This is a genomic window from uncultured Algibacter sp. (assembly GCF_905480415.1).
In the GTDB taxonomy this organism is placed as follows: Bacteria; Bacteroidota; Bacteroidia; order Flavobacteriales; family Flavobacteriaceae; genus Algibacter_B.
The window spans coordinates 1-24,351 of sequence record NZ_CAJQQI010000184.1; the positions used below are offsets into that span (position 1 = coordinate 1).

General features: G+C 32.6%; 23 protein-coding genes and 1 tRNA gene. 13 read left to right on the forward strand and 11 right to left on the reverse strand.

Annotation, left to right across the window (positions count from 1 at the left end; all coding sequences use genetic code 11):
• The 4 genes from gldJ to QZ260_RS12465 all read left to right on the forward strand — a co-directional run.
• The coding region (gene gldJ, locus QZ260_RS12450) for a gliding motility lipoprotein GldJ (protein WP_295986737.1) at positions 1 to 1,525 on the forward strand (1,525 nt) is incomplete at its 5' end.
• A 91-nt stretch (positions 1,526 to 1,616) separates the two neighbouring features.
• A complete protein-coding gene (gene murF, locus QZ260_RS12455; RefSeq protein WP_295986738.1) occupies positions 1,617 to 2,897 on the forward strand; it encodes a UDP-N-acetylmuramoyl-tripeptide--D-alanyl-D-alanine ligase in 1,281 nt (426 codons plus the stop codon).
• Positions 2,898 to 3,248: 351 nt separating this feature from the next.
• Positions 3,249 to 6,302 carry a two-component regulator propeller domain-containing protein gene (locus QZ260_RS12460; protein WP_295986741.1) on the forward strand — a complete coding sequence of 1,018 codons (3,054 nt, stop codon included), beginning with the start codon at positions 3,249 to 3,251 and terminating at the stop codon, positions 6,300 to 6,302.
• 39 nt (positions 6,303 to 6,341) lie between these two features.
• Positions 6,342 to 6,953, forward strand: a complete 612-nt coding sequence (locus QZ260_RS12465) for a response regulator (protein WP_295986743.1) — start codon at positions 6,342 to 6,344, stop codon at positions 6,951 to 6,953.
• A 204-nt stretch (positions 6,954 to 7,157) separates the two neighbouring features.
• Here QZ260_RS12465 and QZ260_RS12470 read toward each other — a convergent pair whose 3' ends face one another.
• From QZ260_RS12470 to QZ260_RS12515, 10 genes are all read right to left on the reverse strand, one after another.
• Positions 7,158 to 7,928: a LuxR C-terminal-related transcriptional regulator gene (locus QZ260_RS12470; protein ID WP_295986745.1), complete on the reverse strand. Its 771-nt coding sequence runs from the start codon at positions 7,926 to 7,928 to the stop codon at positions 7,158 to 7,160.
• 189 nt (positions 7,929 to 8,117) lie between these two features.
• On the reverse strand, positions 8,118 to 8,363 hold the full coding sequence (locus tag QZ260_RS12475; RefSeq protein ID WP_295986747.1) for a GIY-YIG nuclease family protein: 246 nt from the start codon (positions 8,361 to 8,363) through the stop codon (positions 8,118 to 8,120).
• A 56-nt stretch (positions 8,364 to 8,419) separates the two neighbouring features.
• A tRNA-Val gene (locus QZ260_RS12480) sits at positions 8,420 to 8,494 on the reverse strand.
• A 62-nt stretch (positions 8,495 to 8,556) separates the two neighbouring features.
• On the reverse strand, positions 8,557 to 9,774 hold the full coding sequence (locus QZ260_RS12485; protein ID WP_295986749.1) for a folylpolyglutamate synthase/dihydrofolate synthase family protein: 1,218 nt from the start codon (positions 9,772 to 9,774) through the stop codon (positions 8,557 to 8,559).
• Between the two features lie 3 nt (positions 9,775 to 9,777).
• Positions 9,778 to 10,626 (reverse strand): energy transducer TonB, encoded by an 849-nt coding sequence (locus QZ260_RS12490; protein ID WP_295986751.1) that lies wholly within the window; start codon positions 10,624 to 10,626, stop codon positions 9,778 to 9,780.
• 7 nt (positions 10,627 to 10,633) lie between these two features.
• Positions 10,634 to 11,023 carry a biopolymer transporter ExbD gene (locus tag QZ260_RS12495; protein ID WP_295986754.1) on the reverse strand — a complete coding sequence of 130 codons (390 nt, stop codon included), beginning with the start codon at positions 11,021 to 11,023 and terminating at the stop codon, positions 10,634 to 10,636.
• Position 11,024: 1 nt separating this feature from the next.
• Positions 11,025 to 11,726 carry a MotA/TolQ/ExbB proton channel family protein gene (locus tag QZ260_RS12500; protein WP_295986759.1) on the reverse strand — a complete coding sequence of 234 codons (702 nt, stop codon included), beginning with the start codon at positions 11,724 to 11,726 and terminating at the stop codon, positions 11,025 to 11,027.
• A gap of 114 nt (positions 11,727 to 11,840) precedes the next feature.
• Positions 11,841 to 13,241, reverse strand: a complete 1,401-nt coding sequence (nhaD, locus tag QZ260_RS12505) for a sodium:proton antiporter NhaD (protein WP_295986762.1) — start codon at positions 13,239 to 13,241, stop codon at positions 11,841 to 11,843.
• 10 nt (positions 13,242 to 13,251) lie between these two features.
• Complete coding sequence (locus tag QZ260_RS12510; RefSeq protein WP_295986764.1) at positions 13,252 to 14,478, reverse strand: Glu/Leu/Phe/Val dehydrogenase dimerization domain-containing protein; 1,227 nt, start codon at positions 14,476 to 14,478, stop codon at positions 13,252 to 13,254.
• 157 nt (positions 14,479 to 14,635) lie between these two features.
• A complete protein-coding gene (locus tag QZ260_RS12515) occupies positions 14,636 to 15,700 on the reverse strand; it encodes an anhydro-N-acetylmuramic acid kinase (RefSeq protein ID WP_295986766.1) in 1,065 nt (354 codons plus the stop codon).
• Between the two features lie 137 nt (positions 15,701 to 15,837).
• On the opposite strand from QZ260_RS12515, the gene QZ260_RS12520 reads away from it, so the two are divergent.
• Positions 15,838 to 16,980, forward strand: a complete 1,143-nt coding sequence (locus QZ260_RS12520; RefSeq protein WP_295986768.1) for an acyl-CoA dehydrogenase — start codon at positions 15,838 to 15,840, stop codon at positions 16,978 to 16,980.
• Between the two features lie 4 nt (positions 16,981 to 16,984).
• Here QZ260_RS12520 and QZ260_RS12525 read toward each other — a convergent pair whose 3' ends face one another.
• Positions 16,985 to 18,232, reverse strand: a complete 1,248-nt coding sequence (locus QZ260_RS12525) for a sodium:proton antiporter (RefSeq protein WP_295986770.1) — start codon at positions 18,230 to 18,232, stop codon at positions 16,985 to 16,987.
• A 177-nt stretch (positions 18,233 to 18,409) separates the two neighbouring features.
• Between QZ260_RS12525 and QZ260_RS12530 the strand changes: the two genes are divergently transcribed.
• The 8 genes from QZ260_RS12530 to QZ260_RS12565 form a co-directional block, all read left to right on the forward strand.
• On the forward strand, positions 18,410 to 18,745 hold the full coding sequence (locus QZ260_RS12530; RefSeq protein WP_271560494.1) for an arsenosugar biosynthesis-associated peroxidase-like protein: 336 nt from the start codon (positions 18,410 to 18,412) through the stop codon (positions 18,743 to 18,745).
• Positions 18,746 to 18,899: 154 nt separating this feature from the next.
• Complete coding sequence (gene arsS / locus QZ260_RS12535) at positions 18,900 to 19,955, forward strand: arsenosugar biosynthesis radical SAM (seleno)protein ArsS (protein ID WP_295986772.1); 1,056 nt, start codon at positions 18,900 to 18,902, stop codon at positions 19,953 to 19,955.
• Positions 19,956 to 19,963: 8 nt separating this feature from the next.
• Positions 19,964 to 20,458: a rhodanese-like domain-containing protein gene (locus QZ260_RS12540; protein ID WP_295986776.1), complete on the forward strand. Its 495-nt coding sequence runs from the start codon at positions 19,964 to 19,966 to the stop codon at positions 20,456 to 20,458.
• A complete protein-coding gene (locus tag QZ260_RS12545; RefSeq protein WP_295986778.1) occupies positions 20,451 to 21,080 on the forward strand; it encodes a TIGR04282 family arsenosugar biosynthesis glycosyltransferase in 630 nt (209 codons plus the stop codon). The genes QZ260_RS12540 and QZ260_RS12545 overlap by 8 nt, the downstream gene beginning before the upstream one ends.
• Positions 21,073 to 21,885, forward strand: coding sequence for a purine-nucleoside phosphorylase (locus QZ260_RS12550; protein ID WP_295986779.1), 813 nt, complete (start codon positions 21,073 to 21,075; stop codon positions 21,883 to 21,885). The genes QZ260_RS12545 and QZ260_RS12550 overlap by 8 nt, the downstream gene beginning before the upstream one ends.
• A gap of 66 nt (positions 21,886 to 21,951) precedes the next feature.
• Positions 21,952 to 22,920 carry an arsenosugar biosynthesis arsenite methyltransferase ArsM gene (arsM, locus tag QZ260_RS12555; RefSeq protein WP_295986782.1) on the forward strand — a complete coding sequence of 323 codons (969 nt, stop codon included), beginning with the start codon at positions 21,952 to 21,954 and terminating at the stop codon, positions 22,918 to 22,920.
• 217 nt (positions 22,921 to 23,137) lie between these two features.
• Positions 23,138 to 24,007 carry a DUF547 domain-containing protein gene (locus QZ260_RS12560; protein WP_295986783.1) on the forward strand — a complete coding sequence of 290 codons (870 nt, stop codon included), beginning with the start codon at positions 23,138 to 23,140 and terminating at the stop codon, positions 24,005 to 24,007.
• Positions 24,008 to 24,011: 4 nt separating this feature from the next.
• Positions 24,012 to 24,351, forward strand: a 340-nt coding sequence (locus tag QZ260_RS12565) for a glycosyltransferase (RefSeq protein WP_295986785.1), incomplete at its 3' end; no start/stop codon positions are given.

The window sequence follows — 24,351 nt, forward strand, 5'->3', positions numbered from 1 at the left end:
AGAAACTTCTCCTGGATTAGTTTTTGTAGAAGGTGGTACATTTACTAAAGGTCGTGTACAAGACGATGTGATGCATGATTGGAATAATACTCCAAATCAGCAACACGTTCAGTCTTTTTACATGGATGAAACAGAGGTAACCAATGCTATGTATAAAGAATATTTAGATTGGATTAAACGTGTTTACCCACCATCTGATGAAAATTTTAGAGCCATCTATCATGGTGCTTTACCAGATACATTAGTATGGAGAAACCGTTTAGGATTTAACGAAGTTATGACTGAAAACTATTTACGTCATCCAGGTTATGGAGAATATCCTGTAGTTGGTGTAAGTTGGATTCAAGCTGTTGAATTTGCCAACTGGCGTTCAGACCGTGTTAATGAATACAATCTAGAAAAAGCGGGTTATTTAAAACGTGATGCTAAAATTGTTGATGTAAATTCTGAACAAACATTTAGTACGGACACATATATAAACGCACCTTCTTTAACATACGGAGGTAACGAAGAAATTATTAATGCTGAAGGTAGAGGACGAAGAAACGTGCAAGTTGATGCCGACGGTAATGAATCTGGAATTTATGCTACTCGCGAAACGGGTATCATTTCACCAAAATACAGACTACCAACAGAAACGGAGTGGGAATATGCCGCTTTAGGTCTAAGCGAAATAAGAAGTTTTAACTTGTACCGTGGTCGTAAAAAATACCCATGGGATGGACAGTATACGCGTTCAGGGAAACGTAAAATACGTGGTGATCAAATGGCTAACTTTAAGCAAGGAAAAGGTGATTACGGCGGTATTGCAGGTTGGTCTGACGATGGTGCTGATATTACTAACGCTGTTAAATCTTATGACCCTAATGATTTTGGTTTATATGATATGGCTGGTAATGTTGCCGAATGGGTAGCTGATGTTTACAGACCTATTATTGATGATGAGTTTAACGACTTCAACTATTACCGTGGAAACGTATACACAAAAAACGCTTTAAATGAAGATGGTACAGTAAAAGTTGTAACCTCTGATGATATTGTTTACGATACCTTATCTAATGGAAAAGTAGTTGCTAGAAACTTACCTGGTGAAATATTACAAGTTCCTGTTGATGAAAACGAAACGTATTTAAGAGCTAATTTCGATAAAAGTGATGAAATAAACTTTAGAGATGGTGATAAACGTTCTTCTCGTTATTTTGAAAGCTTTAATGATGACGAAGAATTAGATGGTGAAAAATCATCTGCAACTAGAAAAATGTATAATTCGCCTAAGCATAATATTTCACGAGATTCTTTAGGAAATATTATTAGAGAATACGACAAAGGGAATAACAGAACGTCTTTAATTAATGATGAAGTTAGAGTTTATAAAGGTGGATCATGGAAAGATAGAGAGTATTGGTTAGACCCAGCTCAAAGACGCTACTTCCCACAAGATATGGCTACAGATTACATCGGGTTTAGATGTGCAATGTCTAGAGTTGGATCTAAAAGCAAAGGGAAAACGAAAAAGAAAAACTAAATTATAGTTTCTAAAATAGTATAAGGTCCTAACAATTTGTTAGGACTTTTTTTATACATTTATTTTTTAATTAAAATAAACCTATTAGCTTTTGAAAATAGAAGAATTACATCAAATTTTTTTACAATGCCGTTCTGTATGTACCGATACCAGAAAAATTCAAAAAAACGATCTGTTTTTCGCGCTTAAGGGTGATAACTTTAACGGAAATACATATGCCACTAACGCGCTGAAATTAGGTGCCAAATACGCTATTATTGATGACCCTGAATTTGATGTTTCAGAAGAAACTATTTTGGTAAACAATGCTTTAGATGCTCTTCAAAAGTTAGCATCTTTTCATAGGAATTATTTAAAAGTTCCTATACTAGCAATTACCGGCAGTAATGGAAAAACGACTACCAAAGAACTCATTAACACCATCCTTTCTCAAAACTACAAAACAACAGCAACAATTGGTAATCTTAACAATCATATAGGGGTTCCATTAACACTACTATCTATGACTAAAGATACCGAAATAGGTATTGTAGAAATGGGAGCCAATCATCAAAAGGAAATTGAGTTTTTATCCAGCATTGCTCAACCAGATTACGGATATATTACAAACTTTGGCAAAGCACATTTAGAAGGTTTTGGTGGCGTTAAGGGCGTTATAAAAGGAAAAAGCGAACTGTATAATTATTTAATAAAACATAATAAAATAATCTTTATAAATGCTAATGACCCAATTCAAGTAGATAAAACCAAAAAAGCGAACCTAGTCACTTTTGGGAATAGCGTTTTAGGAACAGATATTTCAATTAATTTTGTTGAAGCACAACCGTTTGTATCATGCGTTTTTAGAAATTTAATCATTCAAAGTCAACTTATTGGGGAATATAACTTTAATAATATTTCGGCGGCTATAACTATTGGCAACTATTTTAAGGTACAGCCAAACGACATTAAAACAGCCATTGAAAACTATGAACCAACCAATAATCGGTCTCAAATTATACATAAAAATACTAATAAAATTATTTTAGATGCGTATAATGCAAATCCGTCCAGCATGCGCGCAGCCTTAGTTAGCTTTGAGAAGCAACCCGGCCATAAAATAGCCATTCTTGGTGATATGTTTGAACTTGGCAAGGAAGCGAAAACTGAACATCAAAATATTGCCAATTTAGCAATTGATTTAAATATTGATCAAATTATTTTTGTTGGAGAAAATTTTTATGAATCAAAATTAAATTCAGAAAAATCTATTCAATATGACACATTTGAAGATTTTAAAGATGAATTTGACATCTCGCAAATAGAACAAACAACGTTTTTAATTAAAGGCTCTCGCGGTATGGCTTTGGAGCGTATCTTAGATGTATTATAACATAACTTTCAATAAAACAAAAAGTGCCAGTTTAATTTAAACTGACACTTTTCTTAATATAATTCTCTCTAAGAACTAATTAATAGCATTGTAAATTTACATGTAAAGTATTAACCAAACAATACCAACTTCTTGGTATATTTTCACTAATTATCGAATTTATTGTACATTGGTCGATGATTTTTAAAGGAGACATCATCCTATTACTGAAAACACTTATAGCCTCTTGAAGTTTTTTACAACCCTTTTAAAATTAAAGCATACCAACTTTTGGTTATTTTATATAAAAATTATTTTAGTAACTTTCGATACCTTTTATTACACACATTAGGTTTTGATATTTCTAAAGATATGAGTCGCATTATTTTACTTTTTTCCATATTAACTTTCAATATTTTGGCGGCTCAAGTATTAAAGCCTCAGGATACTTTATATTCCAATTATCTTGGGCAAAAAGAGGGCCTTCTGCAACTTAACATAAAAGGTATGGCGCTAGATAATTTAGGCTATTTATGGGCAGGTACCGAAGATGGATTACACAGGTTTAATAGTTATGAATTTAAACCTTATACTCATAATCCTGAAGATTCAACGACCATAAAAGATGACCATATTAGAGATTTACTATTTATAAAAGACACGCTTTGGATTGCTACTAACACAAAAGGTATTCAAGGATTTATTCCCTCTAAAAATCATTTTTTTAGTCCCGATATCCTCACTAATACAGACGACTTAAATACGGCCTATAAAATTTTAAAACTAGGTAGCGACAGGCTTTTATTCTCAGTAAAAAATCACATAATCATATATAATAGCCAAACTAAGACAAGTAAGACCATCCCATTGTTATCTGAACATCTAGAAACTTATATAACCGATGTTATAAGTATTGATGATGCTAATTTTTGGTTAGCGACTTCCAATTCTGGAATTTTATATTTAGACTCTAAAACCCTCGAAATAAATAAAATTGACTTACTAAAAAGTGAACTTGATATTTATTTCCATAAAAGGAATAACCATATTTACTTAGGTACAAAAAACGGATTATTCAGTTATAATACATTAACCAAAACACTAAAAAAATCGAATTTTGATTTATCTATAAATTGCTTTTACACCAAAAGTGATAATGCATTTTTTATAGGTACCAGAACGGGTGCTTTTGTATTTAATACAGTCCATGAATCTATTACACCATTAGCTTTTAAAATAGACGAACATTCTATTTTTAAAACTATAGATATCAATGAATTTCTTGGAGACACCAACGGAAATTTATGGATAGGAACCGAGGCAGACGGACTAATGCATTATAACAGCTTCCAGAAAAAATTTAATACCCTAAGAACTGCATTAAAAGAATATCCGTTAAAAAAACATATAAGCACGTTTCAATATTTGAAAGATATCGATTCCACTTTATGGATTGGCAGTGCTTTAGGAATGGTTAAATACAACCATTTAACAAAAGATTTTAAATTATACAATACAAATAATAAGCCGGTTTTAATTTATACGATAGCTAAAAGCCAAAACAATAGCATTTGGGCCGGAGGGTTCACCACTGGATTATTAAAATATAACAGGGCTTTAGATACATTTGAAAAAATTAAAGGTGCTGGAAATGTATTGCCCGATGAAGACATTGTTGAAATTATCCCGAAAGACAATGAAACACTTTGGGTTTGCACCTGGTCTGGCGGTATCTATGAATTTAATATTAAAAACGAACGATTCACGGAGGTTTTAATTCAAGGACAGAGAATCAATCGAGCAAGAACATCGTTAATAGATTCTAAAGGAAATATTTGGATTGGTAACGACGAAGGCGCCTATAAAATATCAAAAGATAATACAACGAAAAGGTATTTTAACAACGGCACAGAAAAAAGACTAAGTAGTGACAGAATCTTTAATATTAAAGAAGATTACGAAGGCAATATATGGATTGGAACCAACGCAGGTCTTACAAAACTAGATCCGATAACAAATAATACTACTTTTTACTACAAACAAAAAGGCCTACCAAATGATTTTATTTACAGTATTTTAATTTCAAGAAATAATAACATATGGGTCAGTACAAATTTTGGTTTATCGGTATTAAACACTAAAACGAATACATTTAAAAATTACACAGTAAATGATGGCTTGCAAAACAATGAATTTAATGGGAAAGCTGGCTACGAAGATGAAACTGGGAATTTTTATTTTGGTGGCATAAGTGGCACTAACATTTTTGATCCAGATAATATTATTGAAAACCCATTTATTCCAGAAACTTACATAGAATCTGTTGAGCTATTTAATAAACCTTTGCTCGAGAATGTGCTTTTCAAAGATGACTTGGAATTTAAAAGCAATCAAAATGTATTAACATTTAACTTCTCGGCAATTAACTATCTCAATCCAGAAAAGTGTAATTATACTTATATAATGGAAGGTTTCGATAGCGATTGGAGGCCTATTACAAAAAACAGAAGTGCCACGTATACAAATCTTGACCCAGGGAAATATATTTTTAAAGTTAAAGCGAGTAATGACGTAGGAATATGGAACGAAGTCCCAAAAGCGTTAAGTATAACTATCATCCCACCGTGGTATAATACACAGAGCTTTAAAATTGCTTTTATTTTATTATTGATATTGACTGCCATATTAATTTTTAAATACAAAACTGCTAAACTTAAAAGCGATAAATTAAAATTAAAAGATATTGTTAAGTTAAGAACTCTAGAATTAAGTACTAAAAATAAAGATTTAAAAAAAGCTTACCAAGAATCTAATAAACAACGAAATAACATTCAATTTTTGATGCGAGAACTAACACATCGTGTAAAAAATAATCTTCAAATAATTTCTAGCCTTTTAAACATTCAAGCCAATAACTTAGAAGATAACCCTGCTGCCAACGAGGCTTTAAAGGTTGCTAAAAATAGAATTTTAACAATATCCCATATTGAAAGCAAAATTGCTAATAATAACGAAAGAATCATTATCTGCGAATTTATTAAAGAAATAAGCGACAGTATAATTAGAGCATTATCCGATGATGACCATCTTAAATTCAAAGTTGAATATACGCTTTGTGATGCAAAACTAAAAAATGTAAATACAACCATGATAGGCTTAGTTTTGAATGAACTAATAACGAATACAACTAAATACGCATTTGATGATTACAACGAAACAAATAAACTATGTATTGGCTGTGAAATATATGAAGATTCACTAAGAATTACCATTGTTGATAATGGGAAAGGTTATATTATTAATGATAATGCAAATGAAAAATCGTTAGGAATTGAGCTTGTTACAGAAATGGTTGCTCAGTTAAATGGTAAACTACAAATTGTCTCGACAAATGGAACGAAAAATATTATAGATATTCCAATATAAACAATTATCTTACGCTTTAACTGAATTTCACCTACGTTAATGCTAAAGATTTTACTTATTGAGGATGAGTTTATTATATCTAAAGATATTAAAACACAATTAGGTAAAAATAGCTTTGCTCAAGTAACTATTGCAAAAGATTATAATACCGCATTTTACTTATTCACTTCCAATACTTATGATTTAATCATATCTGATATTAATCTTAACACTAATAAAGATGGTATTGAGATTATCACCGAGTTTTCTAAAATAAAGAAAGTGCCCGTGGTATATTTAACCGCCTATTCAGATAACCATGTTATAACACGGGCAGAAAAAACCATGCCTTTTGCATATATTTTGAAGCCATATAATAATAATCAACTCAAGGTTACTATTAATTTGGCGATACTAAACTTTAAAAAAGATTTTAAGCCTATTGAAGAAAGTTCGGAAAATACAGAAAAACTAAATCTTTTAACGAATAGAGAAAAAGAAATACTTATTGTTCTATCTACAGGAAAAATTACTAGAGAAATTGGAGCACTTCTTGGTATTTCAGATAATACAGTGGAACAACACAAAAAAAATATCAAGAAAAAACTTGATTTAAAAACAATAGGGGACTTGGTAAACTTTACAATGTCAACTAGATTATATGAGTTATGATTAAAAGGTTCCAGATAAATAAACTTCACAACCTGGATTAGAAATCTTAACTCTATAAACGAATTAACAAAAAAAATAAAGTGCCAACTTAAAATAAGCTAACACTTTATTTAATATAATTCTCCCTAAGAACTAATTAATAGCACTATAAATTTATAGAATAATTAAATAACACGCAATACTCAATTTGAGTATTTTGAATTTTCAAACAAGATTTTTATTCATTTTAAGCATCCCTATAAGCTCACCTGTTGAGGATATATTTAATTTTTTGAGTATGTTTCTCCTATGGGTATCGACCGTATTCGAACTAATACTTAGCCGTTCAGCTATTTCCTTACTAGAATAATTTAAAACTAGTAGTCTTACAACATCGCGTTCCCTATTACTAATTCCATCTGAAAGTAATTTTTGAGAAAAATTATTAAAATAAACGGTTTCATATTCATTTCTATCATTTAATACCTTTGCTGATGCGCATATTTGCATTTTAATATTAGGAGATAAAACGGTATAATGCGCTAAACCTATAATTGGCTTATTTGCGTTATCAAATTCAAGTGGTGTTGTATTCTGTACTATATTTACATAGTCACCTTGTCCATTCTTTAAACGGTAATTCCAAGTATAATTCATCTTGCTCCTGTCTGCAACAGCTACTTCTTTTAGTGTAAAGTTCATGAGTTCGTCTAAAGCTTTTAACCACACGTCTAAATCGTCTGGATGCATTTTACTCCATAAGTAGCGCATACCTTTAGCCTTTAGATCTTCTCTATCCATACCTAAACAAGCATTCAAATTTTTACTTATGTATTCAAATGATAAATCTTGGGTATTGGTAATACAGAAAAATGTAGAATTATAGGGTAAGTAAACATCTAATTCTATTATTTTATCAATGTGCTCTTTTAATAAAGGATTATCGTGCGATTTAAATATTTCTTTGTAGGTATCTTTGATGCTTCCACGATTCATAGACAAAAGGTTTCCTTAAAAATAGAAAAAAAACTTCAAATGACTCTTATTGATTTGATGGTATAAAAAAACCCCAAGACAAATCTTGGGATTTTTATGGGCGCATAGGGATTCAGTTTATCCCGAATTAACTTCGGGAAACCCCACACCCTCCTGATGAAAATCGGGATGCTCTATTTCACGACTGGATTACTTCGTAACTAGGCTTTCAATCATCTTTCTGCTTTTCCATTTCTTTATTTGAAATTCTCTTTTTATACATTCACTTTTAGAACTATACGTTTCAGTGTACTTCAAAACCCAATCTTTAGCTTTCCCTGTAAATCCTTTTTGATTTTGCAAATGTTTTTCCAATCTACTATAAACATCTTCAGTAGAACCAACATAATATTTATTTAGAGATGCTAAATAAAGAATGTAAACGTAGTATTTCATCACCAAATCCTTTGGTATAAAAAAAATCCTAAAGCATATGCTTTAGGATTTGTCTGTGGGCGCAGAGGGATTCGAACCCCCGACCCCTTGGGTGTAAACCAAGTGCTCTGAACCAACTGAGCTATGCGCCCTCTAAATTGGATTGCAAATATAACCTAGTTTTTAATTCTGCAAAAACTTTTTCAATAAAACTTTAAATTATTTCAGCTACAACAAAAGTACTACCTCCAACGTAAATAAAATCGTCTTTTCTAGCATTATTTAAAGCTGAATTATAAGCTTCATTTACAGACTTATACGCTCTACCTTTTAACTTGTAACTAGAAAATGTTTGTTGCAACTCTTCTGCATCTAAGCCTCTTGGAATATTGGGTTTACAAAAATAATAAGTTGCCTTTTTTGGAAGTAAATCTAAAATATAACGTAAATCCTTATCATTTACAACACCAAAAACAATGTGTAACGATTCAAAAGTTTCATTTGAAAGTTGTTGCATTACATAAATTAAGCCTTCTCTATTGTGTCCTGTATCGCAAACTACCTTAGGTCTTTCCTTTAAAATTTGCCAGCGTCCTAATAAACCTGTGTTTTTTACAACTTTTAGCAAACCTTGTTTTATGTTTTTTTTAGATATTTTGAATCCTTTTCCCTGAAGCTGCTTTACCGTTTGAACTACTGTTTTTATGTTCTTAGATTGATAACTACCTATTAAATCTGATTTATACACTTCAGAAACCAACTGGTCCGCAAAAAGGATTTCAGAATCACATGATTTAGCTAAGCTTTTAAATACTGGAGCTGTTTCTTTTTGTGTTTCACCTATTACTACTGGAATATTTGGTTTAATAATACCGCCTTTCTCAAAAGCAATAGCTTCAAGTGTATCTCCCAAGAATTGTGTGTGGTCTAAGCCTATGTTTGTAATTATTGAAACTTCTGGGGTAACAATATTAGTAGAATCTAATCGACCTCCTAAACCAACTTCTACAACAGCAATATCAATATTTTGCTTAGCGAAATAATCAAAAGCCATTCCTACGGTCATTTCAAAAAACGACAGCTTATTCGCCTCAAAAAAGTCTTTGTTTCGCTTTATAAAACCAATAACAAAATGCTTACTTACTTCTTGTCCATTAATTTTAATTCGTTCTCTAAAATCTTTTAAATGTGGAGATGTATAAAGTCCAACTTTATATCCTGCTTCTTGTAAAACTGATGCTAATATGTGGCTAGTAGACCCTTTTCCATTGGTTCCCGCAACATGCACTGACTTAAACTTATTTTCAGGGTTATTTAAATGTTCTGCAAGTTTTAACGTATTAGATAAATCTTTCTTAAAGGCTGTTTTACCCTGCCGTTGATACATTGGTAGTTGAGAAAACATCCAATTAAGTGTATCTTGATATGTCATTTATTATTGACTTAATTTGAAGTTAACACTAACAAACCCTATTTGACGTGTTGGAGCTTTAGAATTCGAAGGCCATTTATGAGACATGGCTATTTTTTTGGCCGGCTCTAATAAACATTGTGCTGTATTTGTAGTTCCTCTTTGACCAGGTTCTGCCGAAATAACATTTCCACTTTGATTTACAATAATCTTTACAATGACCATTCCTGATTCATTACAGTCTTGTTTTAGTCTCTTAAAAGACGCTTTACCTCTTCCATTTAAACCATAACCAACGCCACCACTACCTGCACCTTGACCTCCAAAATAACTTGCCGCATAAGGGTTACCATCTAATTGCCCTTTATCTCCAGATTTATTGTCATTCCCTTCATTTCCGGTTTCAGAACCTTCAGATTTGCTTACTCCACCAATTAAAGCATCCAGCTTTTTCTTTTTTTCTTCTTGTTCACGTTTTTCTTTAGCTATTCTATCGGCTTCAGCCTTTGCTTTCGCATCTGCCATAGCTTTGGCTTTTGCTTCGGCTTGTTTTTGCTTTTTTATAGCTATAGATTCTGCATCTTCTTGCGTTAACACATCTTCTTTATTTTCTGAAGCGTTTGTAGGTTCTGATTTTGAAACATCTGGTTGTGGCGGTTCTTCAATTTTACGAGTTTCAGACTTCACAGGTTTTAAGGGTTGAACTTTTCCTTTACCAAAATCTGAATTACCAAAGTTTACGGCAACACCATACTCCTCTGGAGGATCCATATATTTTGTACCAACCACAAACAACAACAATAACAATATAACAGCTATTAAAGCTGTTAATCTCGCAGAATTCTTTTCGTGCCTAGTTTTGAAATACTTCATAATCTTGTTAAGGCTTTACCGCTAAAATGACCTTGAATTTATTCCTATTTGCTATATCCATAACCTTTACAACATTTTCAACAGGCACAGACTTTTCTGCTCTTAAAACTATTGTTGGTTTTTCTTGAGAAGACAATACCGCCAATAGTTCGTTTTCTAAAACACTTTCACCAACTCGTTTTTGGTCTATGTAATAGGTCAAATCTTTTTTGATACTAACTGCTACGGATTTTTTGTTTTCAGTTTTCCCGCTCGCTTTTGGTAATAAAATATCAATAGCATTAGTGGTAACCAAAGTAGAAGCAATCATAAAAAAGATAAGAAGCAGAAACACAATGTCCGTCATAGACGACATATTGAATTCTGGTGTAACCTTGTTTCTTCCTCTAAAGTTCATACTAAGCAGGTTCGTTTAAATGATCTAAAAACTCTAATGAATTCGCTTCCATTTGATATACTACTTTGTCAGTTTTAACTACTAAGTGATTGTATGCTATATAAGCTACAATACCAACAATTAAACCTGCAACAGTAGTTGTCATTGCAGTATATAAACCACTTGCTAAAACATCCATTTGAATAGTACCTCCTGCATTAGCTAACTCAAATATTGCTAATATCATTCCAATTACCGTACCAAGGAATCCTATCATCGGGGCAGCACCAGAAATTGTTGCCAGAACACTAACATTTTTCTCTAATCCATAAATCTCTAACCGTCCTGCATTTTCAATAGCAGTATTAATATCTGCGAGTGGCTTTCCTATTCTGGAAATCCCTTTACCAATTAATCTAGATACGGGCGTATTAACTTGAGCACATAATATTTGAGCAGAATCAATTTTACCATTACTAACATGGTCTTTTATTTGATTCATGAAATTTGCGTCAACTTTTGAAGCGGCTTTTATAGCAAAAATGCGTTCAAAATAAATATAAATAGCGCCAACAAGTAGTAAAAATAGAACAGCAATTATAACTTGTCCTGCAACACCACCGCTGCTAATTAATTCTATAATTGAAAGTGTTTTTTCAACTGACTCGGTATCAGTTAACACCTCTGTTCCTTCTTGAGTATTTTGTAATAATGTACTTAGCATATAATATTAATTTATTGCAACTTTATAACGCTTATTTTTATATTAAAGTATAGTTGGCACTTTTTACTAATTCTTCTGCGAAAACGAAAAATTATTTATTTTTAATTCTTTAGTCTAAAACCAAGTTCTGGTAAACATGAAAGCTACTGCACCTACTAAGAAACCAACCGCAGCCAACCAAGCAATTTTCTTTAAGTACCAGAAAAAATCTATTTTCTCCATTCCCATAGCAACAACCCCAGCAGCAGACCCAATGATTAACATACTACCCCCTGTTCCAGCAGAATAGGCAATAAAGTGCCATAATTCACTATCTATTGGATCATGAAACATTCCTAAACTAGCCGCTACTAATGGTACATTATCAATAACTGCAGAACCTACCCCAAGTAATAATACCACTAAATCTGAAACACCTTCATGATTTCCTTGATGCAACTCAGTTCCTAGCATTGGCACAGAATCTTGAAGTGAACCCGCAAAATTAAATAAGATCCCTAAAGATTCTAAAGCAGCCACAGCCATTAAAATACCTAAGAAAAACAAAATACTTGGCAATTCTATTTTAGATAACGAATAGTGCACTGGACTATGGTGTGCATGTGCATCGCTTTCTGCCGAATCAACCTCCGTCATGCTAAACTTAGAACTACTATAAATTTCAGCAAAAATAGCAACAACACCTAAAGACAGCATCATACCAACATAAGGTGGCAAATGTGTTACCACTTTAAATATCGGAACAAAGATTATAGCACCTAAGCCTAAGTAAAGCATAGTTCCACTAAATTTGGATTTCTTTTTCTCTTGAACCTGTTCAACTTCTAAATCTCCTCTAAATGCTGGTAAATATGATGCAATAAGTGTTGGCACTGCCATACATAAAAATGATGGTAACAGTAAATACCCAATTAAATGCCCGGTAGTTACTTTTTTACCAATCCAAAGCATAGTTGTGGTCACATCTCCAATTGGAGACCAAGCACCACCAGCGTTAGCCGCAATTATAATTAATCCTGCATACCAAATACGTACATTTCTATCTTTTACTATTTTTTGTAGTATAGAAATTAAAACAATGGTAGCTGTAAGGTTATCAATGATTGCAGATAGGATAAAAGCTAATAAGGCAAAAATCCATAATATTTTGCTTTTTTTCTTAGTTTTTATAAAGTCCTTAATAGTTGAAAAACCATCAAAATAATCAATGATTTCAACAATAGTCATAGCTCCTAAAAGGAAAACTAAAATTTCAGACGTTTTACCTAAATGATGTAATAAGGTCTCTTCCATTAAATGCATTTTCTCTTCGGAAGCCAAACTCCCAAAACCTTCCATTAATGTATGATTTGCAGAATCAAACCATTGTGAAAAACCCTCTATACCTAAAGCAATTAATGCCCAACATATAGCCATCATGACTAGTGCTGGAATAAGTTTGTCAATTTTTATACTATGTTCTAAAGTAATGGCTAAATAGCCCATAACAAACACTAAGATAATTGCTGCCTCCATAAATTTTTGGTTAAATAAGTTGTTTTAATGCAATTTCGAATGCGGTAGCACTAATTTCCGTTTTTGATTTATTTTTATTGTAAACTTTTTCTATAGCTTCTCTAATTCTATTTGATGTATCATTAAAAATGGCCTCATCTGTCATTTGCACTTTGCGCTCCATAAAATATGCAAAAACTCTTGCCATACCGCAGTTAGAAATAAAATCTGGAATTAAACTAACTTTATAATCTGTGTGTTCCATGATTGGCCCAAAGAAAATTTCTTTATCTGCAAATGGGACATTTGCACCACATGATATAACCTCTAATCCACTATCAATCATTTCATCTATTTGATGAATAGTGATAAGACGCGATGCTGCACAAGGGGCAAAAATCTCGGTATTCAATGCCCATATCTTTTTATTTATTTCTTCAAAAGGAATTAAATTATCAGCAACCAACGTATTTCCTGTTTTAGCAAGAAACAATTCTGTTATCTCATCAAAACTAAAGCCTTCTTCATTAATCAACCCGCCCGCTATATCTATAATTCCAACCACTTTAGCTCCCATTTGAGATAAATAAAACGCCGCAGCGGCTCCTACATTTCCAAAACCTTGAACAACAGCCTTTTTTCCTTCTACCGAACCACCATAAATATTATAATATTGTTTTACAGCTTCGGCAACACCAAAACCAGTAATCATATCAGCTACAGTATATTTTTTAGAAACACTGGGCGAATACTCTGGATTTTCAATAACTTTAATAACGCCTTGTCTCAACTGCCCTATCCTATTTATTTTATCGGCTTCCGTTGGCTTAAAATGGCCGTTAAAAACACCTTCTTGCGGATGCCATACGCCACTTTGCTCAGTAATAGGAATCACTTCATGAATTTCATCTACATTCATATCACCACCAGTGCCATAGTAGCTTTTCAACAAAGGCGAAACAGCAGCATACCAACGTTCTAAAACCCCTCTTTTCCTTGGGTCTTTTGGATCAAAATTAATTCCAGATTTAGCACCACCAATAGCTGGACCAGAAACCGTGAATTTGATTTCCATGGTTTTTGCTAAAGATAAAACCTCATTCATATCAAGCCCTTTCCGCATTCTTGTTCCGCCACCTGCAGCCCCACCACGAAGGGAGTTTATCACAACCCAACCTTCAGCTTCTGTTTCAGAATCCTTCCAGTTAAAGACTATTTCAGGTATTTTGTTTTCGTATATTTTTAATAATTCTTTCATTTTTATTTTTAGATTGATTCATATTTAGCTAACATTCATAGTTTATCCGAAGGTAAATAGTAGCGTAGCTATAACTGAGTCATAAGAAAAAATATTAAATTATTAGTGAAACAAATATAAAAAACTAAACCCCTTTAAGATTAATTTTTTGCGATTTTTAGGGAAGAAATATTTTACCAGAGCTATGATCTTTAATAGCGCCAGTAACACTTTTTAAGCAATTGACCTCATTTCTAAGTTTTTGCAAACCTAAAAACCCAAAAATAAGCGCTTCTTTAAACTCAATAACCTTCTTTTTAGGAACTATTAGTTTCTGAATAGAATGTACTTTTATTCTATCTATCAAGTACACGTTATAAACACCACCTCCTGTGATTAGAACAGTACTCGTATTTTTTTTATTTATTTTTGAAGCTATCTGAATGGCAATATGCTCAGCAAACGTTTTCAGAATATCCTGTATTTCTAACTCAAGAGTATCAATCAGCGGAAAAATATTAGTGTTTACCCACTCCAACCCTAAAGATTTAGGATATGTTGCTTTATAGAAATCTAAAGCATTTAATTGATTTAGTAAGTCTACACTTATATTTCCTTTTGAAGCTATTTTCCCTTCATCATCATAATTCAATCCAAGTTTCCCTACATAATGATTCAAAACAATATTAACAGGACAAATATCATAAGCAATTCTAGTGCCTTTAAAATTCATTGAAATATTAGCAAATCCACCCAGATTCAAGCAAAAATCAAATTCAGAAAACAACAATTCATCTCCAATTGGAACTAATGGCGCTCCTTGACCTCCAAGTTCAACATCTTGCACTCTAAAATCACAAACCACTATTTCCTTTAACAGTTGGGCTAACACAGGTTTATTACCAATTTGGTATGTTAATTTATTTTCTGGTTGATGCAATGCCGTATGCCCATGAGAACAAATAGCATCAATATTTTTTATCTGGTATTTGGTTATAAAATTCTTAATTACATTGGCAAGGTATTCCGTATAATTAGTATCGATTTCTTTTAATTCTTTAATAGATTTATTTACCAATTCTTTAAGTGTATCATACCAATAAGAATGATATTCCACAGTTTGAGCATGTACGATTTCGAAACTCCATGTCTCATCCAAACAAAACTTAGCGTATACCAAGTCTATTCCGTCTAAGGAAGTCCCAGACATCACGCCAATAATATTATATTCATGTTTAATCATAGAAAGTAAAAGTAATCATCTTGATTAAATATATTCTAGAATGAATGAGTGAAATCAAATCATTATTTTTAAGAATTCACTATTAAAAGCTATATTTGTAAACATTATTTATCAAAACAACATTTTAATTACGAATTATGAATTTTAGCCTTTCAGAAGAACATATTATGATTCGCGATGCGGCTCGCGATTTTGCCAAAACAGAACTACTTCCTGGTGTTATTGAACGCGATAACAAACAGGAATTTCCACAAGAGCTTGTTAAAAAAATGGGGGATTTAGGTTTCATGGGCATTATGGTTGATCCTAAATACGGCGGAAGCGGTATGGATGCGATTTCATATGTTCTCATTATGGAAGAATTATCAAAAATTGATGCTTCGGCTTCAGTCATTGTTTCCGTAAACAATTCGCTAGTGTGTTATGGCTTGGAAACTTATGGATCTGAAGAACAAAAACAAAAATATTTAACAAAATTGGCAACAGGTGAATTTGTTGGGGCATTTTGTCTAAGCGAACCAGAAGCTGGAAGTGATGCAACATCTCAAAGAACCACAGCCATTGATAAAGGTGACCATTATGTGATTAACGGCACAAAAAACTGGATTACAAATGGCGGACGATCTGATGTTTATATTGTGATTGCTCAAACAGATAGAGATAAAGGTTCACACGGTATTAATGCATTTATAGTCGAAAAAGGCATGAACGGTTTTGATATAGGACCAAAAGAAGATAAACTTGGTATTCGTGGAAGCGATACCCACACACTACAATTTAACGATGTAAAAGTACCTAAAGAAAACAGGATTGGAGTTAATGGTTCTGGATTTCGTTTTGCAATGAAAACACTTTCAGGAGGACGTATAGGTATTGCGGCTCAAGCATTAGGTATTGCTTCTGGCGCTTTTGAATTAGCCTTAAAATACTCTAAAGAGCGTAAAGCTTTTGGAACCGAAATTTGCAACCATCAAGCTATTGCTTTTAAATTGGCAGATATGGCCACAGATATTGAAGCAGCAAGACATTTAGTTATGAAAGCAGCATGGGAGAAAGATCAAGGTGAAAATTATGATTACTCCAGCGCCATGGCAAAACTTTACGCCTCTAAAGTAGCCATGGAACATACTGTGGAAGCTGTTCAAATACATGGTGGTAATGGTTTCGTAAAAGAATATCATGTTGAACGTTTAATGCGTGACGCAAAAATCACTCAGATTTATGAAGGCACATCTGAGATTCAAAAAATAGTCATTTCAAGAAGTCTTATTAAAAAATAAATTTTTATTTTATTTGTTCAAAGCGTTTAACCAACTTTCCAACAGTAAGCCCTTGAACTAAAATAGAAAACACAACTACGACATAAGTAATTACTAAAAATAAATCTCGTTGCATGGCCTCGGTTAATCCCAGGGCTAATGCAATGGAAATACCACCTCGCAAACCACCCCAAGTCATTATTAGATTGGTTTTTGGCACAAAATCTAGTTTCTTTTTAAAAAGACTAATTGGCAAAAGCAGGGATAAATAGCGGCATAACAATACAACTGGAACAGCTATTAGCCCTGCTAAAATATATTCCGTTTTAAAAGTAAGCACCAATATTTCCATACCGATTAAAACAAATAGAATCGTGTTTAATAGAATATCGATGAGTTCCCAGAATTTATCAACATAACTTTCTGTAATTTCACTCATTGCAGTTCCTCTAACGGTATCGTTACCAACAACTAAACCTGCTGTTACCATAGCTAAAGGAGCAGATAAATGCCATTTATGCGCAATAACCGTTCCTCCCATAACAGCAGCCAATGTTATAATAACTTCAATATCATAATCATTTATAGATTTCATTAATCGGTAAGTAACCCATCCTAAAACACCACCCAACAAAATACCTCCAAAAACTTCTTTTCCAAATAGTTTAAAGACATCAAAAGCTTCTATTTCTCCAGTTCCTAGTAATGCAACTTGAAAAATAGTTAAAAATATAACAACACCAACGCCATCATTAAATAATGACTCTCCAACAATTTTAGCTTCTAATTTCTTGGGCACCCCTGCCTTTTTTAAAATCCCTAAAACAGCAATAGGATCAGTAGGTGATATTAACGCTCCAAATAGTAAACAATAAATAAAATTAATATCTAAACCAATTAATTGCAGAATTAAAAAAACACTAGCGCCAACTAAAAATGCAGACACTAATACACCAAAAGTTGAGAATACCAAAACAGGCCATCGTTGTACCTTTAACTGCTCGAAATTAGTATGCAAAGCACCTGCGAACAATAAAAAACTTAACATTACGTCTAATAAAACGGATTTAAAATCTATTTGCTTAATTATAAATCTCTCAGCATCTAATAAAGTAGAATCAAAATAACTCAAAGCGAAAACACCAAATGTAAAAACGATGGTTATAAGCATCAAACCAATACTGTTTGGAAGTTTTAAAAAACGCACATTTATGTAACCAAAAACAGCCGAAAGAACCACTAATATGGTAATGATAAAAAAATAATCTGACATAACTAAAAACTTTATGGGGCTAAAATAAAGCATCTTTAGTCATTATATAATAGATAGAATTAATTATTATTCAAAACCCAGAAAATAAAAACATACTTTAAGTGAAAATTTTGTTAAGTATTATTAAATTAACCGACAGAAGTTCAATACATTTCTATCTTTAGACAAAAATATTTTATGCAAAAAACATATTACGACCCAGCAGATCTTAGAAAATTTGGTAAAATAAGTGAATGGAATCAAGAATTAGGTGATAAATTTTTTGATTACTACGGAAAAGTTTTTGAAGATGGAGCACTTACAGCCCGCGAAAAATCATTAATTGCATTAGCCGTTGCACACACCGAACAATGCCCGTATTGCATAGACGCTTACACAAAAGATGGCCTACAACGAGGTGTTACCAAAGAAGAAATGATGGAAGCCATTCACGTTGGCGCAGCTATAAAAAGTGGCGCAACATTGGTGCATGGTGTTCAAATGATGAACAAAGTAAATAAGTTAGATGGGTAACACTAGGAGTCGGGCTTTCACAAGTCGCTCTCTCCTATCGAATTCGAGATCAAAAAATTAGCATGCGCTGAGCATCCTCGAAATGTTCAACACTTACAGGAAAACTTAAACTCAAATTTCATCTTAAGAACTTATAATAAGCAAAAGATAATTAATGGCAACAAAGTCACTACATAAACGCGAAAGCGATTTAGCAAACAGTAATAGGCAAATAGAAATTTTGTCTAACGGTATTTTTAAAAACGGAGAATTACCAACCTTTAAAAATAAAATTGCTGAATCAAATCAATTTCCGCTTCAAGCAAAAAAACTTGAAATCCTACAAATCAACGTAGGTTACATGTGCAATCAAGTATGCGATCATTGCCATGTAGATGCTGGACCAGACCGCAAAGAAATTATGACCCGAGACACCATGCAGCAATGTTTGGAAGTTATAAAAAATACTGGCGCGCATACTTTAGATTTAACTGGTGGTGCACCAGAGATGAATCCAGATTTTCGTTGGTTTGTAGAAGAAGCTGCAAAAGCAGGTGTTAAAGACTTTATTGTACGTTCCAATTTAACTATCATTAGAGCCAATAAGAAATATTACGATTTACCAGAATTTTTCAAAAAACACAACGTACACGTAGTAAGCTCTATGCCGCATTGGACTCGTGGAAAAACAGACAAACAACGTGGTGATGGTGTCTTTGATAAATCTATAAAAGCATTACAAGAATTAAATGCGGTTGGTTATGGAATGCCAGATGGACGTTTAAAACTTGATTTAGTTTATAATCCATCAGGAGCCTTTTTACCAGGTGATCAAGCAGCTATGGAAAAAGATTTCAAAAAAGCATTAAAGGACGATTTTGGCATTCAATTTCACAATTTATTTGCTATAACTAATTTACCAATCTCTCGCTTTTTAGATTACTTAATCGCTTCTGAAAACTACGAAGATTACATGTATTCTTTGGTAGAAGCTTACAATCCTACGGCCGTTAAAAACGTAATGTGCACCAATACGCTATCCGTAAGTTGGGATGGTTATTTATTTGATTGTGATTTTAATCAAATGTTAGAATTACCTGTAAATAGTGACGCGAAACATATTTCAGAATACAACGAAGATTTATTAGAAGGACGAAATATTGTCATTTCTCAACATTGTTATGGCTGTACCGCAGGCGCAGGAAGTAGTTGCCAAGGAAGTGTTGCTTAAAACATCATATGAAAAATATATTTTTAATCATCTGCATTGGGATTTCAGTTTCAGGGTTTGCACAAAAAAAGCTTTCGAAATTATTGAAACAACAAAATACCGAGAGCATTCCTTACATATCTGTTGAGGCATTACAAAATGAGTCAAAAAATATTATTCTATTAGATTCTAGAGAAGAAAAAGAGTTTAAAACGAGTCATCTAAAAAACGCCATTTATGTGGGCTATGATTTTTTTAATTTAGATTCAGTTCAATCTAAATTAAAAAATAAAAACTCAAAAATAGTGGTATATTGTTCTTTAGGGGTTCGTTCTGAGGATGTTGCTGAAAAACTTAAAAAAGCAGGATATTCTAATGTTTATAACTTGTATGGCGGTATTTTTGAATGGAAGAACAATGATTTGGAAGTATTAAATTTAAATGAAAAACCAACGGATTCCATTCATATATATTCTAAAGCATGGAGTAAATGGTTAAAGAAAGGTGTAAAAGTATATGAGTAAAAAATTAGTTATCGTTTTTGTGAAAAACATAAAACTAGGAAAAGTAAAAACCCGACTTGCAAAAACCATTGGTGATCAAGGTGCTTTTGAGGTTTACAGCAATCTTGTAAAAGTTACCGAAATGGCTACAAAAGATCTTTCAGTAGATAAACGTATTTATTTTTCTGATGCCACAGTTGACACCATATGGAAGAACGATTACAAAACAATACAACATGGAGTCGATTTAGGCGAACGTATGAAAAACGCATTCAAAAAAGGTTTTGAAGATGGTTATGAGCGTATTATTTTAATAGGTTCAGACTTGCCAGATATTAAAGCAAACCATATCAATAAAGGACTAGAAGCTCTAAAACAAAACGAAGTGAGTTTTGGTCCGGCAGAAGATGGTGGTTACTATTTAATAGGGCTATCAAAAATGCACAATTTTGTTTTTGATAACAAGCCATGGAGTAAAACTCATTTATTAGAAGAAACACTAAGCGAATTAAAAGAACATGGCGTCACATTTACTACATTAGTCACCCTAAATGACATTGATACTTACGACGATTTAGTAGCTTCAAAATTTTATCAATCTAATATAGCATTACAAGAAAAAATCAAGCAACTACATGATTAAAATTATAGAAGAAACGGTTGATTATTTAAAAGACAAAGGCTTTGATAGTCCCGAAATTGGAATTATTCTAGGCACAGGCTTAGGACAGCTTATTAATGACGTAGAGATTATAAAAGAAGTTAGCTATAACCATATCCCGAACTTCCCAACGGCAACAGTAGAGTTCCATAAAGGAAAACTTATTTACGGTAACATGGCTGGAAAAAAAGTAATCGTGATGCAAGGGCGTTTCCATCTTTATGAAGGTTATTCGTTGCAAGATGTTACCTATCCCGTTCGCATCATGGAAAAATTAGGAATCCATACACTTTTGGTTTCTAACGCATCTGGAGCTATTAATCTCAACTTTAAAAAAGGAGAATTAATGCTTATTGAAGACCACATTAATCTTCAAGGCAGTTCACCACTGGCATTTAAAGGTGTTGAACAATTAGGTGAACGATTTACAGATATGAGTGAACCTTACGACAAAACTATTAATGATACTTTTAAAAATATAGCCAAAACAAACAACATCACTTTACATGGTGGCGTTTACGCTAGCGTTGTAGGTCCACAATTAGAAACCAGAGCAGAATACCGCATGTTAAAAATAATGGGAGCTGATGCTGTAGGCATGAGTACTGTTCCTGAAATTATTGTTGCAAATCATTTGAAATTAAAGGTTGCAGCAGTATCGGTTTTAACAGATGAATGCAACCCAGATAACCTAGTACCTGTTGATATAGCTGAAATTATTGCTATGGCAGGAAAAGCAGAACCTGACATGGTAATCCTTTTTAAAGAATTAATTAAAACACTTTAATAGTGTAATATTTATTAAACGCTAATAGTTATAAAGGACTTGACTTTATAAATAAAAAATCATAAAATGAGCTATTTAGAAACCACTCACGACGTCTATAAAGAAGCAGCTTTAACACCAGATATCGGCTTATGCTGTACCACAAATCCAATTTGGGAATTACCAGGTTTAAAAATTCCAAAAATCATGCAAGAAATGAATTACGGCTGCGGCTCTACGGTGCATGCTCGTGATTTAACAAATAACCCAAAAATGCTTTATGTAGGTGTTGGAGGCGGTATGGAATTATTACAGTTTTCATATTTCAATCGTCAAAAAGGTGGTGTTGTAGGAATTGATGTGGTTGATGAAATGCTTGAAGCCTCTAGAGAAAACTTTAAAGAGGCAGAAGCCCAAAATGATTGGTTTAAGAGTGAATTTGTAGACCTTAAAAAAGGAGATGCTATGAATTTACCTGTTGAAGATAACAGTATTGATGTTGCTGCTCAAAACTGCCTTTTCAATATTTTTAAGGCTGATGATTTAAAGAAAGCTATCGAAGAAATGTACCGTGTTTTAAAACCTCATGGCCGTTTGGTAATGAGTGACCCTACATGTGAGCAACCTATGAATAATACGTTGCGTAATGACGACCGTTTACGTGCCTTATGCTTAAGCGGAAGTCTTCCAATTTCAGAATATGTTAAAGCACTTACAGATGCTGGTTTTGGAACTATTGAAATTCGTGCTCGTAAACCGTATCGAATTTTAGATCCTAAAAACTATCCAACAGATGAATTAATTTATATAGAATCTATTGAAGTTGCCGCCATTAAAGACCCAATGCCAAAAGACGGCCCTTGTATTTTCACTGGAAAAGCAGCTATTTATTATGGCTCAGAAGATTATTTTGATGACAACAAAGGCCATGTTCTAGTTAAAAATCAACCCTTAGCAATTTGCGATAAAACCGCTGGAGATATAGCTAGTCTGAATAGAGATGACATTTATATTAGTGAATCTACCTATCATTATGATGGCGGAGGGTGTTGTTAAGGTGATAATAGCCATTTAATTATTAACGCCCTGATTTGAAAATAATTTATGCAAAAAAATATATAGACATCATAAAAAACTCCTATTCTGAGAATTGAAATCACCAAAAATACTATTATTAATTCTTAAATGACATTGGATTATTTATAACTAATTTTCAATTATATGATTTACCAAATCATGTAAGGTTTGCCGTGAATTATGGACTAAAATTCAAATGAAATACCTAAATTTAATCACTCTTCTTTTTTTAATAACATCTTGTTCTGGAACAAAACGTGTTGTTCAAGCAACTTCAAAAGAGACTCCTGAAACTATAAAAACTTTGGATTCTATAAGTGAAAACGTTAAACCTATTGAAGATAATATTCCAGAACCAATAGTAGTTGCTGAAAATGGCCAACCTACAGAATCAAAACCTGAAATTGAGAACGAAATATCAAAATCATTCAATCATGACTCATGGACAGATTTACTTCAAAAACATGTATCGCATCAAGGAAACGTAAATTATAAAGGATTCAAAGCAGATAGAAAAGCAGTATTAAACTACATTACAAATTTAAGCGAAAACACACCAAATGATTCATGGACAAAAGAGGATAAGTTAGCCTATTGGATTAATGCATACAATGTCTTAACTGTAGATTTAATTTTACGTCATTATCCTATAGAAAGTATCAAAGACATAAAAAAACCTTGGGATCAACGCTATTGGAAACTTGGAGATAAATGGTATAATTTAAACGAAATAGAGCACCAAATTCTGAGAAAAATGAATGAACCTAGAATTCATTTTGCTATTGTTTGTGCTTCATTTTCTTGTCCAAAATTACAAAATAAGGCCTTTGAGGCCACAAATTTATATGGGCAACTTACCAATGCTACTAAATCATTTTTAAGTGATTCTAAACGAAATAGCATATCAGAAAACAAGATAGAATTATCTAAGATTTTTCAGTGGTTTTCTCAAGATTTTAATCAAAACGCGAGTTTAATAGATTTTTTAAATCTATATTCAGATGTGAAAATTTCAGAAAAAGCTAAAAAAAATTTTAAAAATTACGATTGGACTTTGAATGAATAACTATATGATGAATCATCAAATTTCAATTATCATTCCTGTTTTAAATGAGGAGACTTGTATAGGTAAATTATTAGAACATTTACTCGTCAATTCTTCTGCTAAAAACATTTCTGAAATTATAGTTGTTGATGGCGGTAGTTCTGATAACACTATAAATATTGTTAAAGCATTTTCCAATTTCACACGCATTGACAACAAAGAAGCCTTTAGCTATATAGACAATAAAAATTTAGGGAATAAATCGGTTTCTACTGAAGCATCAAAGACTCCTATCAACATTTTAGATTCAGAAAAAGGGCGTGCTAAACAAATGAATTTAGGAGTTAAATCTGCAACAGGAGACA

What these genes read in the sequence shown, in the direction of transcription:
- QZ260_RS12460 (WP_295986741.1), top strand. Translation starts at nt 3,249, where the DNA reads ATGAGTCGCATTATTTTACTTTTTTCCATATTAACTTTCAATATTTTG.
- QZ260_RS12465 (WP_295986743.1), top strand. Translation starts at nt 6,342, where the DNA reads ATGCTAAAGATTTTACTTATTGAGGATGAGTTTATTATATCTAAAGAT.
- QZ260_RS12470 (WP_295986745.1), bottom strand. Translation starts at nt 7,928, where the DNA reads ATGAATCGTGGAAGCATCAAAGATACCTACAAAGAAATATTTAAATCG.
- QZ260_RS12475 (WP_295986747.1), bottom strand. Translation starts at nt 8,363, where the DNA reads ATGAAATACTACGTTTACATTCTTTATTTAGCATCTCTAAATAAATAT.
- QZ260_RS12485 (WP_295986749.1), bottom strand. Translation starts at nt 9,774, where the DNA reads ATGACATATCAAGATACACTTAATTGGATGTTTTCTCAACTACCAATG.
- QZ260_RS12490 (WP_295986751.1), bottom strand. Translation starts at nt 10,626, where the DNA reads ATGAAGTATTTCAAAACTAGGCACGAAAAGAATTCTGCGAGATTAACA.
- QZ260_RS12495 (WP_295986754.1), bottom strand. Translation starts at nt 11,023, where the DNA reads ATGAACTTTAGAGGAAGAAACAAGGTTACACCAGAATTCAATATGTCG.
- QZ260_RS12500 (WP_295986759.1), bottom strand. Translation starts at nt 11,726, where the DNA reads ATGCTAAGTACATTATTACAAAATACTCAAGAAGGAACAGAGGTGTTA.
- nhaD (WP_295986762.1), bottom strand. Translation starts at nt 13,241, where the DNA reads ATGGAGGCAGCAATTATCTTAGTGTTTGTTATGGGCTATTTAGCCATT.
- QZ260_RS12510 (WP_295986764.1), bottom strand. Translation starts at nt 14,478, where the DNA reads ATGAAAGAATTATTAAAAATATACGAAAACAAAATACCTGAAATAGTC.
- QZ260_RS12515 (WP_295986766.1), bottom strand. Translation starts at nt 15,700, where the DNA reads ATGATTAAACATGAATATAATATTATTGGCGTGATGTCTGGGACTTCC.
- QZ260_RS12520 (WP_295986768.1), top strand. Translation starts at nt 15,838, where the DNA reads ATGAATTTTAGCCTTTCAGAAGAACATATTATGATTCGCGATGCGGCT.
- QZ260_RS12525 (WP_295986770.1), bottom strand. Translation starts at nt 18,232, where the DNA reads ATGTCAGATTATTTTTTTATCATTACCATATTAGTGGTTCTTTCGGCT.
- QZ260_RS12530 (WP_271560494.1), top strand. Translation starts at nt 18,410, where the DNA reads ATGCAAAAAACATATTACGACCCAGCAGATCTTAGAAAATTTGGTAAA.
- arsS (WP_295986772.1), top strand. Translation starts at nt 18,900, where the DNA reads ATGGCAACAAAGTCACTACATAAACGCGAAAGCGATTTAGCAAACAGT.
- QZ260_RS12540 (WP_295986776.1), top strand. Translation starts at nt 19,964, where the DNA reads ATGAAAAATATATTTTTAATCATCTGCATTGGGATTTCAGTTTCAGGG.
- QZ260_RS12545 (WP_295986778.1), top strand. Translation starts at nt 20,451, where the DNA reads ATGAGTAAAAAATTAGTTATCGTTTTTGTGAAAAACATAAAACTAGGA.
- QZ260_RS12550 (WP_295986779.1), top strand. Translation starts at nt 21,073, where the DNA reads ATGATTAAAATTATAGAAGAAACGGTTGATTATTTAAAAGACAAAGGC.
- arsM (WP_295986782.1), top strand. Translation starts at nt 21,952, where the DNA reads ATGAGCTATTTAGAAACCACTCACGACGTCTATAAAGAAGCAGCTTTA.
- QZ260_RS12560 (WP_295986783.1), top strand. Translation starts at nt 23,138, where the DNA reads ATGAAATACCTAAATTTAATCACTCTTCTTTTTTTAATAACATCTTGT.